Source organism: Actinophytocola algeriensis (genome assembly GCF_014203735.1).
Classification (GTDB): Bacteria; Actinomycetota; Actinomycetes; order Mycobacteriales; family Pseudonocardiaceae; genus Actinophytocola; species Actinophytocola algeriensis.
Genome location: NZ_JACHJQ010000002.1, coordinates 138131 through 153408 on the forward strand (window position 1 = coordinate 138131; position 15278 = coordinate 153408).

Sequence of the window (15278 nt, forward strand, 5' to 3'; positions counted from 1 at the left end):
CGGTCTCCGTCTACAGATGAAGACCGAACACGCATCTCTAGACACAATCATTCGCGGAGCTTGCGGAGCGGACGATCGACGCCGCCGCGGTTCGGCTCCGTGACCCTGTTCGCCAATGATCCGGAGAGACGATGCCGTCTTCCGCACCACCACACCGCCGCGGGCTCGTACTGGCCGCCGCGGTCCTCCTCGCCACCAGCGCCTGCACGGTCGCCAACAGCGAGGCGGGCGACGCGGGCGCCGGTGGCGACACCCTGCGCATCGTGCTCGCACAGGAACCGCCGACCCTGGAGCCGTGCGAGTCCTCGCTGACCGGCACCGGCATGGTCGTCCGCTCCAACATCACCGAGCCGTTGATCGAGCGCGACCCGGCGACCGGTGCCCTGGAGCCGCTGCTGTCCACCGGCTGGCGCCAGACCTCGCCCACCACCTGGACCTTCGACATCCGAAGCGGTGTCACGTTCCAGGACGGGCAGCCGTTCACCGCCGAGGACGCCGCGTTCACCATCGACCGGGCCGTGAACTCCGACCTCATGTGCAATGTGGACGGTTACGTCTTCGACGACTCGCCACTCGGCCTGCACGTCGACAGTCCGGCGAAACTCACCGTCACCACGGAGAAGCCCGACCCGATCCTCCCCCTGCGACTGTCCTTCGTGGAGATGGTGCCCCGCACCACCGACACCGGGGCGAAGGTCCGCGAGCCCGTCGGCACCGGCCCCTACGCCATCGCCGACTGGCAGACCGGCGTGTCGATCACGTTGACGCGCAACGACACCTACTGGGGTGACGCCCCCGCGTACCCGAGGGTGCGGTACGTGTGGCGGTCGGAGTCCAGCGTCCGCGCGGCCATGATCGCCAAGGGCGAGGCGGACATGTCCACCGGCCTCGACCCCGAGGACGCGACACCAGAGAACTCGGTCGCCTACCCGAACAACGAGACCACCGCGCTGCGCCTCGACGGCACGCAGGCGCCGCTGGACGACATCCGCGTCCGCAAGGCCATCGGTCTCGCCATCGACCGGCAGGCCGTCGTCGACGTGTTGTTCGACGGCAACGCCGAGCCCGCCGCGCAGCTCATCCCCGACGGTGTCGTCGGCTACAACGACGCGCTGAAACCCGCACCCGCCGACCTCGACGGGGCGCGGCAGCTGGTGCGGGAGGCCAAGGACGACGGCGCCCCGGTCGACCGGGAGATCACGCTCGTCGCCCGCAACGGCCAGTTCCCCCGCGTCGCCGAGACCGCCGAGGTGCTCCAGTACTCGCTCGGGCAGATCGGCCTCAACGTCAAGATCCTCATGACCGACACCGCGGCCCACCTCGTCTACCAGCTGCGCCCGTTCCCTCGGGACGTCGGCCCGGTCGCACTGCTGATCATGCACGGCAACCAGGCCGGTGACGCCGGGTTCACCACCAGCCAGTACCTGCTGTCGGACGGCCCGCAGTCCTACTTCGGCACCGACGCGCTCGACGACATGATCACCGACGCCGACCAGCTGTCCGGTGACGCGCGGCAGCAGGCGTTCGCCGACATCTTCGCCCACCAGAACGCCGAGGTCGCCCAGTACGCCTACCTGGCCCACATGCAGGGCCTGATGGGCATGTCGCCGTCCGTCCACTACGAACCCAACCCCGCGACCGGCGACGAGCTGCGGCTCGCCGAGATCCGCCCGGCGGACGGAGACGCCCGATGATCACCTTCCTTCGCAGGCGCATCGTCTCCAGCGCCATCCCACTGGTGTTCGTCGTGCTCGGCGTGTTCGTCCTCGCCCGCCTCACCGGCGACCCGGTCAACCTCTACCTGCCGCTGTCCGCCACCGAGGAGCAACGCGCCGAGTTCGCCGCCGCGCACGGGTTCGACCAGTCGATCCTCGCCCAGCTGTGGGACTACCTCGGCCAGGTCGTGCGGCTCGACTTCGGCGAGTCGCTGCGCACCGGCCAGCCCGCGGGCGAGATGGTGCTGACCGCGTTCCCCGCCACCCTGCAGCTCGCCGCGGTCACCATGCTCATCGCGATCGTCGGCGCGGTGCTCATCGGTTCGCTCGCCGCCTACCGCCCCAACTCGCTCGCCGACCGGGTCGCGAGCTTCCTGTCGATGACCGCCGCCAGCATCCCGGACTTCTGGTTCGCGATCATGGGCGTGCTGGTGTTCGGCGTCAGCCTCGACCTGCTGCCAACGTCCGGTGTGGACGGTGGCGCCGAGGTGTGGGTCCTCCCGATCGCGACCCTGCTGATCCGCCCGTTCGGCGTGCTCGTGCAGGTCGTGCGCGGCGCGATGGTCGGTGCGCTGTCCGCGCCGTACGTGAAGGTCGCGCGCAGCAAGGGCGCCAGCGAGAAACGTGTCGTCTTCGGGCACGCGCTGCGCAACGCGACCATGCCCGCGCTGACCGTCGCGGGGGACCTCACGATCGGCCTCGTCAACGGCGCGGTCGTCGTCGAGACCATCTTCGGCTGGCCGGGCATCGGTAAACTCATGATCGACTCGATCCTGCAGCGCGACTTCGCCGTGCTCCAGGCAGCGGTCCTCCTGACCGCCGTGACGATCTTCGTACTCAACATCGTGATCGACATCTGCTACGCGCTGATCGACGCGCGCGTCCGCCAACCGGTCGCGGCATAGGAGCCACGGATGACCGCAACAGTGAAGAAGGAGGCGGCGGCCGAGCCCGCCGTCAAGCGCAGGCGCCACACCTGGTGGCAGCTGCTCGGCAAGGACAGGTTCGCGGCCGTCGCCGCCGTCGTGCTCGGGCTCGTGGTGCTCACCGCGGTCCTCGGGCCGTGGCTGATCGGGGACCGGGCCGTGCGGCAGGACCTGCGGGCCTCCCTCCAGCCGCCGTCGTTCGACCACGGGTTCTTCGGGTTGCTCGGCACCGACGTGCTCGGGCGCAGCGTCCTGGCCCGGCTCGTCGAGGCCGCGGGCACGACCCTGTCGGTCGCGGTGCCCGCGGTGTTGTGCTCGCTGGTGATCGGGTCCGCGATCGGCATGTGGGCCGGCTACCACGGTGGCTGGCGCGAAAGCCTCGCCATGCGGGTCGCCGACGTGATCCTGTCGTTCCCGTCGCTGCTGCTCGCCGTCGTCGTGCTGTACGTGTTCGCGCCGTCGGCCGCCAACATCGTGCTCATCCTCGCGTTCGCCCGCATCCCGATCTACCTGCGGACCGCGCGTGCCGAGTCGGCCGAGCTGCGGACCCGGCTGTTCGTCGACGCGGCCCGCACGTTCGGCACGAAGAGCTGGCCGACGATCTACCGCCACCTCCTGCCGATCGTCCTGCCGACCCTGCTGACCGTCGCCACGCTGGACTTCTGCTTCGTGATGCTGTCGGAGTCGTCGCTGTCCTTCCTCGGCATCGGCATCCAGCCACCGGACGTGAGCTGGGGCCTGATGGTCGCGCAAGGCCGCCAGTACCTGCAGACCGCGTGGTGGATCGCCGTCCTGCCTGGTGTCGCGATCGTCCTCACCACCGTGTCCGCCACGATCCTCGCCGCCTGGGCCCGTCTCGCGGGCGACCCGGCGCAACGCTGGCGGCTCACCGCGGCCAAACGGCGTCGTGGCGCGGTGGCGGGGGTGACGGCGTGAGCGAACCATCGATGTCGGCGACCGCACTGTCGGTCGAAGGCCTGCGGGTCGACCTCCACACGCCCGGCGGCGTCCTGCGCGCCGTGGACGACGTCTCCTTCGCCGTCCGCAAGGGACGGACGCTGGCGCTGCTCGGCGAGTCCGGCTGCGGCAAGTCACTGACCGCGCAGTCGATCGTCGGCCTCCTCGATCCGATCGCCGAGGTGACGGGCGGCGCCGTGCACATCGGCGGCACCGACGTCCTCACCCTCGACCACGCAGGCCGCCGCGAGCTCGCCGGGCCGGTCCTGTCGATCGTGTTCCAGGACGCCCTCACCGCGCTCAACCCCGTGCAGCCGGTCGGCAGGCAGCTCGCCGAACCGTTCCGCATCCACAAGGGACTGTCCCGTCGCGCCGCGAAGGCCGAGGCCGTCGAACTGATGGCACGCGTCGGCATCCCCGAACCCAAGGCCCGCTACCGCGCCTACCCGCACCAGTTCTCCGGCGGCATGCGGCAGCGGCTCCTGATCGCCATGGCCGTCGCGCTCGGCCCGGACGTCCTGCTGGCAGACGAGCCGACCACCGCGCTCGACGTCACCGTGCAGGCACAGATCATGCGGCTGCTCTCCGACCTCCAGTCCGAACGCGACATGGCGGTCGTCCTGATCACCCACGACCTCGCGCTGGTCGCGGAGCAGGCGGACGACGTCGCCGTCATGTATGCGGGCAACGTCGTGGAGACCGGGCCGGTGCGCGAGGTGTTCGACCACCCGCGCCACCCGTACACCAAGGGGCTGCTGGACTCTGTCCCCGAGCACGCCGTGAAGGGCGCCGCGCTGCCTGCCGTGCCGGGCAGCCCACCCGAGCTGTCGGCCATCCCGTCGGGCTGTGTGTTCCAGGCCCGCTGTCCGCTGGCGACCGCCCGCTGCGCCGACGAGCGGCCCCGGCTCGAACCGTCCGGCGACGGCCGCGCCACCGCCTGCCACTTCACCGAGGAGCTGAGCCGTGCTTGAGGTCAACGTCACCGCCCCGCCGGTGCTCGAGGCGACCGGGCTGCGCAAGACGTTCCGGGTCGGTCGCAAGCACCTGACCGCACTCGACGGGGTCGACCTCCGCATCGGCCGCGGCGAGACCGTCGGCCTCGTCGGCGAGTCGGGCTGCGGCAAGTCCACCCTCGCACGGGTGCTGCTCATGCTGGCGCGTCCGGACGACGGCACGGTCCGCTTCGGTGACGTGAACCCGTTCGCCTTGCGGGGCAAGGAGTTGCTCGCGTGGCGGCGGCGTGTGCAGATGGTGTTCCAGGACCCGTACGCGTCGCTCAACGAACGCATGACGGCGGCGGACATCATCGGCGAACCGTGGCGCACCCACCGCGACGCGGCTCCGGCCGACCGGCGCGCCCGTGTCCGCGAGCTGCTCGAACTCGTCGGCCTGCGGGCGGGCGACGCCGACCGCTATCCGGGTGAGTTCTCCGGCGGGCAGCGGCAGCGCATCGGCATCGCGAGGGCGCTGGCGCTGAACCCGGACCTGATCGTGTGCGACGAGCCGGTGTCCGCGCTGGACCTGTCGGTGCAGGCGCAGGTGCTGAACCTGCTGGCCGAACTGCAGCGCGAGCTGGGGGTGTCGTACCTCTTCATCTCGCACGACCTGTCGGTGGTCCGGCACGTCGCGGACCGGGTTTCCGTGATGTACCTGGGCAAGGTCGTGGAGGAGGGCCCGACGGAGGAGGTCTTCGACCGCCCGGTGCACCCGTACACCGCGGCCCTGATGTCGGCCGCGCCCACCCTCACCCCGGACCGGGGCGACCCGATCCTGCTGCGCGGCGAGATCCCGTCCCCGCTGGACCCGCCGTCCGGCTGCCGGTTCCGCACCCGCTGCTGGAAGGCGACCGACGAGTGCGCCACGCCACCCCCGGTGGTGGCACGCGACAGCCGCCACACCGGGCTGTGCCACCATCCGCTGTGAGCGTGTGGGGGTTCGTTCTTCTTTGCGTGGTCGTGCTCATCGGTGCGCTGCTACAGGTGGCGATCGGGTTCGGGCTCGGGCTGATCGCCGCCCCGGTACTGGCGATCGTGGAACCGTCGCTCGTGCCGGTCGTGAACCTGGTGCTGGCGGTGGGAATCACGTCCGCGGTGCTGGTACAGGACGGCGCACACCTCGACCTGCGTGGCACCGGCTGGGCACTCGTCGGCCGGGTGCCGGGCACACTGGCCGGTGCGGCGCTGGTGGTGTTCCTGCCAGCGGAACCGTTGGCGTACCTGGTGGTCGCGATGGTGGTCTTCGGTGTGGTCGCGACCGTGTGGGGCTTCCGCCCCCGCCCCACCCGCAAAGCAGTCGTCGTAGCGGGCGCCATGTCGGGGATGATGGGCACCGCCACGTCGATCGGCGGCCCGCCGATGGCGATGGTGTGGGCCCAGTTCGCCGGACCGAGACTGCGCAGCACGATGGGCGCGTTCTTCCTGGTCGGCTCGGCCCTGAGCCTGGCCGCGCTGACGATCTCCGGGTCGGTCGACCTGCACAACCTCCGGTACGCACTGTTCCTGGCCCCGGCGGCGGCCGTCGGCGTACTACTCGCCCGCCCGATCGGCAAACGACTGGACGTACGCCGAACCCGGCTGGCCGCCATGGCCCTGGCACTGGCGGGCGCCACAATCCTGCTGGTGCAGCAGCTGCTTCCGGGAAGTTGAGTGCCAGGCCGCGGGGGCGTGGCCCCACCCCACACCCAAGGCTGCCTGCCAAAGAACCGAAGATGCCAAAGCACTAGCGCTTCTTGCCACGGCGAGACTTCGGCGAGTCAGCGGCAAGCTCCTGCGCCCGCCGGGACAGCGCGTCCACCTTGGGCCGCAGCTCCGGCTCCACCTCACCGTCAGTGAGATCCGCGGCCAGTTCGGCGTAGTCCGCAGCCAACTGCTGGTAACTCCGGCGGAATGTCGTGCTCCCGCGCGGATACCGGCGGTCGAGGTCGATGATCTGCTTGGCCAGCACGGCCGCCTGCGCGTTCAGGGAACTCCGGGCGTCGGACGCGGTGTCCCGTTCCGCGCGGTGCCCGGCCGCGAGTCGGCCCGCCCGGCGGCCGACCACCCACATCGTCACCGCGCCGCCGATGACAGCCGCGAGGGCCGCCACCGCGACCAGGTACCTCGGCAGCGACGGGCTGATCGTGCGTGCCCCGTCCGGCACGATGCCGGCCTTCACCAGGCTGTCGTAGTTGACCGCGATCACCTTCAGCGCCTCGAGGGGCCGGTCGGTGAACTGGTCCGCTCCCGCGGCGATGCGGGTCTCCGCGACGAACGCCTTGCCGAAGTTCTCGTCGTCGTCACCTGGGAAGTGCGCGCACCCGTAGTGCTCGAACTCCCCGTCTCCCGGGCTGATCAGCAGCACGAGGGTGCCGTCCGCGGCGCCGCTGGTGTCGTCGCAGCCCTCCGACAGGTCCGCGCCGCGCTCGAGGAACACGACGACTAGTCTGCGGTTGCCGATGATCTTCTCGGCCGCCGCCGTGTCGATGTCGAGGCCGGGCGCGACGTACACCGACGACGACCGCACCTCCTTCGCGATCGGACCGTCGAAGATCCCCGCCGTCCACGACGCCCAGCCCGCGAGCACGAGCAACGCGACCAGGGCCAGACCGAACGGGGTGCCGAGGAGCTTCTTCATGCGATACCGCCCGCGAGGTAGTTGGCCGGGCGGTAGTCGGCGCGGCCGAGTTCCCGTGCCGCGGTGTCCAGTTCGGACTCCGCCTCGTCGAGCAGGCGCCGGACGAGGCGTTGCGACAGATCCTCGGCCAGTGCGCGGCGTACGGCCTCCAGTTTCGAGAGCGCCCGGACGAGCGCCGGGTCGCGGGACAGCCCCGACATCTCGATGGCGAGTGTGGTGAGACCGGCGAGCCGCGCGGGTGCGCGGCGCGGCGGGCCGCCGCCAGGACCGAGCACCGACCGCACCGACAGGCCAAGGAACACGAGCACGCACAGCGCGAACAGCCACGGCAGCACCGGGAGCGCCACCCGCAGCGGGTCGAACGGCTGGTACGGCAGAGGCCGGTCGAACAGCCCGGCGTACCGGACGTCGGTGACCTGGTCGAGGTACACGCCGAGCACGTTGGCCTGCGGGTAGGCGTAACCGGCGATCCGGTCACCGAACCGGCTGTACACACCGGCGGCGACGACGTCGGAGAACGACTCCGCGTCGGGTCCGTGGTACTCCGCCCAGTTGCCGTACATGACGACGATCGGCGTGTCCGGGAACTCCTCGGCGAGCGCGGCACCGTACTCCGGCACCGGCAGGCCGAACGGCTGCTGCGGGAACACCGCGAACAGCGGCTCCTGGTCGGGGAACGCGGTGGCGGCCCGGTCCGGCATGGACTCGAGGGTGGCGCCGTCCGCGACGTGCAGGCGGTCGGCGCGCAGGTCGGCGACCACGGGGGCCAGCTCGGCGGCGGTCGGCGCGCGCCAGCGGAACAGGTCGATGTCCGGCGGGGAGTCCTCGTCCTTCTCGCTGGCGACGAGGGTGAGCAGGAGGCTGGTGACGTCACCGGTGGCGAACTGTGCGCGCCAGCCCGCGACGTCGTCGGCACTGACGCCGTACATCGTGCCGGTGATCTCGGTGCCGACGACCAGGATCGTGGCGTTCTCGACCTCGCGGAGCTGGTCCTGCTGCTTCTCGGTGAGCCCCGGCGGGGTGACGAGGACGCGGATGTCGGCGTCCCCGATGGCCTCGGTGACCAGTTGCTCGTCCCAGTCGGCGATCGAGCCGGGCAGCCGCACCACCGGGTCCTCGTCGAGCATGGCGGTCATCTCGGCGACCGACGGCAGGTCGGTGTCGGTCAGCTCCCCCGCCGACCCCTCGGTGACGCTGTCCTCTCCGGACGGTGACTGGGCGTAGCTGACGTCGACGGTCTGCCGCTGCGCCAACAAGAACACGACGAGCAGCACCACGGCGGTGGCGAGGAACGCCCACCGCAACCGGTGCAGCTGTGCGACCACGCGTGTCATCGGGCCTCCCGCCACAACCGGTCGGCCCGTTCTGCGCAGTCCGCCGCCTCCTCGGCCGCGGCCACCCCGCCACCGTTCGCGACGAGGAGTTCCGCACGAGCGAACAGGTCCCCGGCCTCGGGCACGTCGTCGGGCACCGCGTCACGGCTGATGGCCGCGCTCGCGATGGCGGCCCGCGCGGCGGACCACGCGGTGCGCTGCCGCAGTGCCCGCGCTCGCGCCCTTGGCAGGTACGCGGCGGCGAACCCGGCCACCACCAGCAGCACGATGCCGACCACCCACACCCAGATCACACCCGCGATTGTGCCTGACGGTGATCAGGGGTCGGCGACCCGCCTCGCGAGTCCGATCCGGTCTGGACGGTCGCGGTGAACGTCAACGCCCGGCGCGGACCACGTTCACGAGCGGTTGCCCGCGCCACAGGCGCGTCACGTTCGCCGTGATGTCCCCGGCCCGGCCGCGGAACGTCTCGTCGGTGTGGCCCGAGTTGTGCGGGGTCATCACCACGTTGTCGAGCACCTCGAACGGCCGCGTGTAGCCCTTGACGCCCGGCCCGTCCTTGGGGTGGCCCCACCACACGTCCAGCGCGGCGCCGCCGATCCGTCCCGCGGCGAGCGCGTCGAACAGGGCGTCCTCGTCGACGAGGGGGCCGCGGGCCACGTTCACCAGCACGGCGTCGCGGCCCATCAGCGCGAGGCGGCGGGCGTCGATCATGCCGCGGGTCTCGTCGGTCAGCGGCACGGTCAGCACCACGATGTCCGATGTGGACAGCAGTTCGTCCAGTCCGGACAGGCCGGCGACGCGGTCGAGGGGAAGCCCGTCCGGTGCCACGGGGTTGCGGCGGACGGCCTGCGCGCGCATGCCGAGGGCGGTCAGCCCGCGCACGACCTCCTGGCCGATCTCTCCCAGCCCGACCACGCCGACGGTGCGGCCGGCGAGGGTGGTGCCCATCCGCACGTCCGGGTCGACGGCGACCGACACCCACGCGCCCTGGCGCAGCATCCGGTCGGTCAGCAGCACCCGCCGCGACAGCATCAGCGACACCATCACGACGTGCTCGGCGATCGACCGCCCGTGGTGGAAGGTGTTGCACACGGTCACGCCGGGGGCGAGCGCGTCCAGCGCAACGCGGTCGACCCCCGCGCCCGGCACGTGCAGCAGGCGCAGGCTCTTCGCCGCCGACGCCATCTCGGCGGTGACCCGCGAGGCGACGAGCACGTCGACGTCCGGCAGCCGCGCGACCACCTCGTCATCCGGGCGGCGGACCAGCACCTCCCAGTCCGGTTCGCCGAGGTAGCCCGCGATGAGCGGGTCGGTGACCAGGACGTGCCCCGCGTTCACCACCGCGGCGCCGTCGGGTCGAAGTCGGGGTGGGTGCGGCGGTAGTAACCGGTGTCGTCGCGTTCGGTGATGCCGCACGCGAGGAACTGCTCGTGAAGCCGCGCGAGCGCGTCGCGGTCGAGTTCGACGCCCAGTCCCGGTCCGGTCGGCACGGGCACGGCGCCGCCCTCGAACCGCAGCGCGCCGGGGACGATCACGTCGTCCGCCGCGGCCTTCCACGGCCAGTGCGTGTCGCACGCGTAGGTGAGGTTCGGGGTCGCCGCCGCGAGATGGGTCATGGCGGCGAGGCTGATGCCCAGGTGCGAGTTGGAGTGCATCGACAGCGACAGGCCGAACGTGTCGCACGTGTTCGCGAGCGACTGCGACCGGCGCAGGCCGCCCCAGAAGTGGTGGTCGGAGAGGATCACCTGCACGGCGTCCTCCTCCACCGCGGGCCGCAGGTGCTCGAACGCGACCACGGCCATGTTGGTGGCGAGCGGCATCGGCGACTCGCGGGCGACGCGGGCCATGCCCGCGATGCCGGTGGTCGGGTCCTCCAGGTACTCGAGGACGCCGTCGAGCTCCTCGGCGACCGTGATCGACGTGGCCACACTCCACGCGCCGTTCGGGTCGAGCCGCAGCGGGTGGTCCGGGAACTCCTTGGCCAGCGCCTGGACCGCGGCGATCTCCTCATCGGGCGGGAACACGCCGCCCTTGAGCTTGATCGCGGTGAACCCGTACTCGTCGACCATCCGCCGGGCCTGGGTGACGAGCCCGTCGGGGTCGAGCGCCGCGCCGTGTTCGTCCGGCTCGGCACCGGGGTGGCCTGCCCACTTGTAGAAGAGGTAGGCGCTGTAGTCGACGCGGTCGCGGACCGCACCACCGAGCAGGTCGCTGACGGGCCGTCCGATCGCCTTGCCCTGGATGTCGAGGCAGGCCACCTCGAACGGCGAGAGCACGCGGTCGGCGGTGCTGCTGCCGGTGACCATGCCGGACATGCCGTGCCCACCGGCCCCGCTGTCCTGACCACGGGCGAGGCTGCCGCGGACCCGCCGCGCGATCTCCTGCGTGTGCCAGACGTCGACCCCGGTCAGCTCGGCCGCGGCGGTCCGCAGCCGGGTGAGGTGCTTGGCGTCGCCGTAGCTCTCGCCGAGCCCGTACAAGCCGGAGTCGGTCACGACCTCGACGATGGCCCGCAGCGCGAAGGGCTCGTGCACCCCGACCGTGTTGAGCAGGGGCGGATCCCGAAACGCGACCGGCGTGATGCGAACGTCCTGAATCAAGTGCGCCACGCGAGAAGTCTACATCCGTAGACAGTCGTCACAAGTGTAGATGAGATCACCCGAACGGCATCGGGCCCAGCTCGACCGACATGGCCTCCTGCTCGATCTGGTCCCGGGCCCGCTTGAGCGCGGTGACGATGTCGTTCTCCCGGGCAGGGGTGAGCCGGGCCAGCGGTACGGAACAACTGATGGCGTCACCGGCGGGCTCGGCGTACCGGAGCGGCACGGCGAAGCACTGGACCCCGGCCGTGTTCTCCTCCCGGTCCACCGAGTGCCCCTCCGAGCGGGCCTTGGCGAGATCCGTGACGAGCACGGCACGATCAGTGATCGTGTGCGCGGTCAACGGTGCCAGCTCGGCGGGAAGGTGCTCCTCCAGCTCGGGACCGAGCTCGGCGAGCAGCGCCTTGCCCAGCGCGGTCGAGTACGCGGGCAGCCGCCGCCCGACCCGGCTGTGCGCGCGCAGGTACTGGCCGGACTCGCGGGTCACCAGGTACACCACGTCCACCCCGGACAGCCTGCCGAGGTGGAAGGTCTCGTCGAGCTGCTCGCCAAGCCGGTCCAGCGCCGACTTCGCGATCCGCACGTACGGGTCGGTGTCGAGGTAGGTCGTGCCCGCGAGCAGGGCGCGGATGCCGATCCCGTACAGCGTGCCGGACGCGTCGGTGCGGACCCAGCCGTACTTGGTCAGCGTGCGGAGGACCGCGTAGCAGCTGCTGCGCGGCATGCCGAGCGCCTCGCTCAGCTCACGCAGCCGGGCGGGCCGGTTGCGGCGGGCGGCCAGCAGCTCAAGCAGCTCCAGCGTGCGTGCCGCGGACTTGACCTCCCGCACGCCGCCGGCCCGCTCGCCGGTCTCGTCCGGTGCAGCCATCGATCCTCCCAGCGGAAACCTCGAAACGTGGAGGTTCACGCTACTTGGTGACTGGCGGAACCGGACTCACGGCACAATCGCGGAGCTTGCGGAGCGATCATCGGACACAATCGCGGAGCTTGCGGAGCGATCATCGGACACCTTCGCGACCGCGTCGATCTCCACCACGACACCGCGCGGCAGTTCCGCGACGCCGACCACCGTGCGGGCGGGCCGGGGCTCGGCCCACAGCTCGATGAACTGTTCGTTCGCGAGGTCGCGCAGGGCCATGTCGGTGACGAAGTAGGTCAGCTTCACGACGTCCGCGAGCCCGACGCCGACGGTCGCCATGCGCTGTTTCAGCTGTTCCATCGCCGCGTCCATCGCGGCGCGGCCGCCGGGCACGACGGCTCCGTCCGCGTCCAGTGGCAGGGAACCCGACACGAACACCAGCCCGTTCGCGACGACCGCGTCGCTGTACGGATGTTGTGGATCACTCATGGGTCCGACCCTCTCATGAGAACGGCGACTGCCTTCGCACCCAGCCACCCCGGTCGCGATGTCCTCCGTCTCGTTGTCACGGCGGATCATCCCAGCCGAATCCGCCTCGCGGTGAGGCAGCCGGCGAGTGCGACGGCCGCGAACCCGAACAGCAGGTAACGCGCCGAGTGCGCCATGTCCGGTGCGCCGAGGTTGACGAGTACACCGCCGATCGCGGAGCTGAACGACACCGCGATCAGCTCGACCGTGTTGGCACCCGCCGCCGCCTTGCCCGCCTCGGCCTTGTCCGGTGAGCTGCTCATCGCGGCGACCAGCAGGTGCGGGAAGGCGATCCCGATGCCGGTACCCGCGAGGATCAGCCCCGCGAACCACACGACGACGGTGACCGGACCGGCGCCGTACCACTGGAACAGCCCGGTGACGGCGAGTCCGGTCGCGAGGAGCGCGGGCCCGGCGACCAGCAGGCGGTGGACGGTGCGCGGCGCGGCGGCACCGGCGGCGAACATCGTGCTGACCGACCAGCCCAGCGACACCGCGGCGCCGAGGAACGCGGCGACCAGCGGCACCACGCCCGCGAGCCGGTGCCCGAACAGCGGGGTGAACGCCTCCGACGCCATGCCCGTCGTGAGGATGACGATGCTCAGGTAGATCCACTTCAGCGGCGACCCGGCCAGGTAGGTGGTGCGGGGCAGCACACCCGCCGTCGTCCTGCGTTCCCACGAGACGAAGCCGACTACGAGCACCGCCGCGACAGCGCAGGTGAGCAGGGTGTGCGTCACGTCCTCGAACAGGGCGGCCACGCTGATCAGCACGGTCGCCAGCGTGAGCAGGACCAGCGAGGTAACGGGCACCGGCTCGCGGCTCGCCGCCCGTTCGCCGCGGGGCAGGACGGCGGGCGCGGCCACGGCGACCAGCACGCCGAGCACCGCGAGCACGACGAACGCGAGCCGCCACACGCCGAGCTGGGCGAACACCCCGCCGATCGCCGGGCCCGCCAGCGTGCCGAGGCCCCACATCGCGGAGATCAGCGCGGTCGCCTTGGCCCACAGGCGTTCCGGGAGCGCCGACTGCACGACGGCGTAGCCGAGCCCGGCGAGGATGCCACCACCGATGCCCTGCACGGCACGGCCGACCAGCAGCACCGCCATCGACGGGCTCACCGCGCACACGATCGTGCCGACGACGAACGGCGCCAGCCCGACGAGGTACGCGCCGACCGGGCCGCGTGCCGCCAGCAGCCTGCTGACGAGCATCGACGAGATCACCGACATGATCGTGAAGACCGTCATGTTCCAGGCGTAGAGCCGCTCGCCGCCGATGTCCTCGATCGCGGTGGGCAACAGGCTGGTGGTCAGGAAGATGTTCGTGGCGTGCAGCGCGACGCCACCGGCCAGCACGGCCGCGGTGCCCAGGTACTGCCCCGGGGTGAGCAGCTCGCGCCACGTCCCGGCGCTCTCGACGGTTGTCATGGCTGAGACCGTAAGATCTCAAGGGAACTTGAGGTCAAGTGGCGGGAGGCGTTGGTGGCCAAGGAACCGGAGGACCTGCTGGCCATCGGGGAGGTGTCCCGCCGCACCGGCGTGGCCACCTCCGCGCTGCACTACTACGAGCAGCTCGGCCTCATCACGTCCACGCGCACCGGCGGCAACCAGCGGCGCTACTCGCGGCACATGCTCCGGCGGATCTCGCTCATCCTGGTGGCGAAACGACTGGGGATCGCGCTCGCGGACGTGCAGGAGGTGTTCGCCACCCTGCCCGCGGACACGCGGCCGCTGGCCCGCGACTGGCGGCGCGTGTCCCGGCGCTGGGAGGCGCAGCTGGAGCGGAAGAAGCGGGAAATCGAACAGCTGCAGGAGGAACTGACAGGCTGCATCGGCTGCGGCTGCCTGTCCCTCAACCGGTGCAGGCTTCTCAACCCCGAGGACGAACTCGCCGAGCAGGGGTCCGGCCCACGTCGCATCGGCGTGAACCTCGACTAGGTCCGGATGCGTTGGCGTCCTGGTGGTGTTCCGAAAGGTGGGCGCTTTCGGGGCGCTGAGCCCGGCACATCACCGAAGGGCCCTGCGAACGTTGGTGACACAGCACTTGCTACGGGCGCCACTCCGGGTCGCGGCCCAGGAAGGCAAGCAGGTGGGCCAGCGGAGTCATGTCCCCGGACAGTTTGAACGGGGGCTGGAAGCCCGCGTCGGGGCGGTGGCGCCGTTCGTTGTCGGGGACGTCGCGGTCCGCGACCTCCTGCGCGGCGGCCACGAGGTCGTCCTCCAGTGCGACCGTCCGTCCCAGCGACGCGGCCACGTCCCACGAGTGCACCACGTAGTCCAGCAGGTGGAACCCGATGGCCTGCCGGGCGGGGAAGCGGACCGCGGAGCTGATGTTCGGCAGCCAGAACTCCGGTGCCGCCGCCGCGAAGGCGGCCACCACCGCGTCCGCGGACTCCGCGTAGTCCCGACGTGGGTCGTCGCCGAAGGTGTGGGGTTCCCAGGCAGGGCGGTCGCCCCTGGCTGCGGCCGCGAAGCCGTGGTTCTCCGTGGTCATGTGGCCCAGCAGGTCGCGGAGCGTCCAACCCGCGCACGGGGTCGGCAGCGTCCACTGGTCGTCGTGGATCTGGGACACGACCACCACGCTGTGCCGCATCGCGCGGCCGTGCAGTTCCAGCACCCGATGAACCTCCGTCACACGAAGCAGCCGCGAACCGTCGTCTCAGGCGAACATACCCGCATGCCGGGTCCGCAGCGCGCGCTTGATCACCGTGCCCGTCGGGCCCAGCGCACACCCGCGATGCC

Annotated in this window: 16 protein-coding genes; 7 read left to right on the forward strand and 9 right to left on the reverse strand. The window is 71.2% G+C overall.

All coding sequences use genetic code 11. From position 1 onward, the window contains the following. Positions 1–131: 131 nt before the first annotated feature. The 6 genes from FHR82_RS06875 to FHR82_RS06900 are packed head-to-tail and all read left to right on the forward strand — an operon-like array spanning position 132 to position 6243. Complete coding sequence (locus FHR82_RS06875; RefSeq protein WP_184809455.1) at positions 132–1694, forward strand: ABC transporter substrate-binding protein; 1563 nt, start codon at positions 132–134, stop codon at positions 1692–1694. After that, positions 1691–2620, forward strand: coding sequence for an ABC transporter permease (locus tag FHR82_RS06880; protein ID WP_184809456.1), 930 nt, complete (start codon positions 1691–1693; stop codon positions 2618–2620). Before FHR82_RS06875 ends, FHR82_RS06880 begins: the two co-directional genes overlap by 4 nt. A 9-nt stretch (positions 2621–2629) precedes the next feature. Next, positions 2630–3577: an ABC transporter permease gene (locus FHR82_RS06885; protein ID WP_184809457.1), complete on the forward strand. Its 948-nt coding sequence runs from the start codon at positions 2630–2632 to the stop codon at positions 3575–3577. Further along, a complete protein-coding gene (locus FHR82_RS06890; RefSeq protein WP_311770933.1) occupies positions 3574–4569 on the forward strand; it encodes an ABC transporter ATP-binding protein in 996 nt (331 codons plus the stop codon). The genes FHR82_RS06885 and FHR82_RS06890 overlap by 4 nt, the downstream gene beginning before the upstream one ends. After that, positions 4562–5521 (forward strand): ABC transporter ATP-binding protein, encoded by a 960-nt coding sequence (locus tag FHR82_RS06895; RefSeq protein ID WP_184809458.1) that lies wholly within the window; start codon positions 4562–4564, stop codon positions 5519–5521. The genes FHR82_RS06890 and FHR82_RS06895 overlap by 8 nt, the downstream gene beginning before the upstream one ends. Before the next feature lie 26 nt (positions 5522–5547). Continuing rightward, positions 5548–6243, forward strand: coding sequence for a sulfite exporter TauE/SafE family protein (locus FHR82_RS06900; protein WP_221463538.1), 696 nt, complete (start codon positions 5548–5550; stop codon positions 6241–6243). Between the two features lie 73 nt (positions 6244–6316). Here the strand turns inward: FHR82_RS06900 and FHR82_RS06905 are convergent, their stop codons facing one another. The 8 genes from FHR82_RS06905 to FHR82_RS06940 form a co-directional block, all read right to left on the reverse strand. Then, positions 6317–7210, reverse strand: a complete 894-nt coding sequence (locus FHR82_RS06905; RefSeq protein ID WP_184809460.1) for a hypothetical protein — start codon at positions 7208–7210, stop codon at positions 6317–6319. Continuing rightward, positions 7207–8544 (reverse strand): hypothetical protein, encoded by a 1338-nt coding sequence (locus FHR82_RS06910; RefSeq protein ID WP_184809461.1) that lies wholly within the window; start codon positions 8542–8544, stop codon positions 7207–7209. Before FHR82_RS06910 ends, FHR82_RS06905 begins: the two co-directional genes overlap by 4 nt. Beyond that, positions 8541–8837, reverse strand: a complete 297-nt coding sequence (locus FHR82_RS06915; protein ID WP_311770934.1) for a DUF6403 family protein — start codon at positions 8835–8837, stop codon at positions 8541–8543. Before FHR82_RS06915 ends, FHR82_RS06910 begins: the two co-directional genes overlap by 4 nt. A gap of 82 nt (positions 8838–8919) precedes the next feature. Continuing rightward, a complete protein-coding gene (locus FHR82_RS06920) occupies positions 8920–9888 on the reverse strand; it encodes a 2-hydroxyacid dehydrogenase (protein WP_221463539.1) in 969 nt (322 codons plus the stop codon). Then, a complete protein-coding gene (locus tag FHR82_RS06925) occupies positions 9882–11156 on the reverse strand; it encodes a glucarate dehydratase family protein (protein ID WP_184809463.1) in 1275 nt (424 codons plus the stop codon). Before FHR82_RS06925 ends, FHR82_RS06920 begins: the two co-directional genes overlap by 7 nt. Before the next feature lie 46 nt (positions 11157–11202). Next, a complete protein-coding gene (locus FHR82_RS06930; protein ID WP_184809464.1) occupies positions 11203–12015 on the reverse strand; it encodes an IclR family transcriptional regulator in 813 nt (270 codons plus the stop codon). A 66-nt stretch (positions 12016–12081) separates the two neighbouring features. Beyond that, positions 12082–12495, reverse strand: a complete 414-nt coding sequence (locus tag FHR82_RS06935; protein ID WP_184809465.1) for a RidA family protein — start codon at positions 12493–12495, stop codon at positions 12082–12084. 86 nt (positions 12496–12581) lie between these two features. Beyond that, positions 12582–13964: an MFS transporter gene (locus FHR82_RS06940; RefSeq protein WP_184809466.1), complete on the reverse strand. Its 1383-nt coding sequence runs from the start codon at positions 13962–13964 to the stop codon at positions 12582–12584. Positions 13965–14018: 54 nt separating this feature from the next. Between FHR82_RS06940 and soxR the strand changes: the two genes are divergently transcribed. Then, complete coding sequence (gene soxR, locus FHR82_RS06945; RefSeq protein WP_184809467.1) at positions 14019–14474, forward strand: redox-sensitive transcriptional activator SoxR; 456 nt, start codon at positions 14019–14021, stop codon at positions 14472–14474. A gap of 109 nt (positions 14475–14583) precedes the next feature. Here soxR and FHR82_RS06950 read toward each other — a convergent pair whose 3' ends face one another. Then, positions 14584–15153, reverse strand: a complete 570-nt coding sequence (locus FHR82_RS06950; RefSeq protein ID WP_221463541.1) for a TIGR03086 family metal-binding protein — start codon at positions 15151–15153, stop codon at positions 14584–14586. Between the last annotated feature and the right edge of the window lie 125 nt (positions 15154–15278).

Coding starts and splice junctions, on each gene's coding strand:
- FHR82_RS06940 (WP_184809466.1), bottom strand. CDS start 13,964: ATGACAACCGTCGAGAGCGCCGGGACGTGGCGCGAGCTGCTCACCCCG.
- FHR82_RS06885 (WP_184809457.1), top strand. CDS start 2,630: ATGACCGCAACAGTGAAGAAGGAGGCGGCGGCCGAGCCCGCCGTCAAG.
- FHR82_RS06930 (WP_184809464.1), bottom strand. CDS start 12,015: ATGGCTGCACCGGACGAGACCGGCGAGCGGGCCGGCGGCGTGCGGGAG.
- FHR82_RS06935 (WP_184809465.1), bottom strand. CDS start 12,495: ATGAGTGATCCACAACATCCGTACAGCGACGCGGTCGTCGCGAACGGG.
- FHR82_RS06875 (WP_184809455.1), top strand. CDS start 132: ATGCCGTCTTCCGCACCACCACACCGCCGCGGGCTCGTACTGGCCGCC.
- FHR82_RS06880 (WP_184809456.1), top strand. CDS start 1,691: ATGATCACCTTCCTTCGCAGGCGCATCGTCTCCAGCGCCATCCCACTG.
- FHR82_RS06910 (WP_184809461.1), bottom strand. CDS start 8,544: ATGACACGCGTGGTCGCACAGCTGCACCGGTTGCGGTGGGCGTTCCTC.
- FHR82_RS06905 (WP_184809460.1), bottom strand. CDS start 7,210: ATGAAGAAGCTCCTCGGCACCCCGTTCGGTCTGGCCCTGGTCGCGTTG.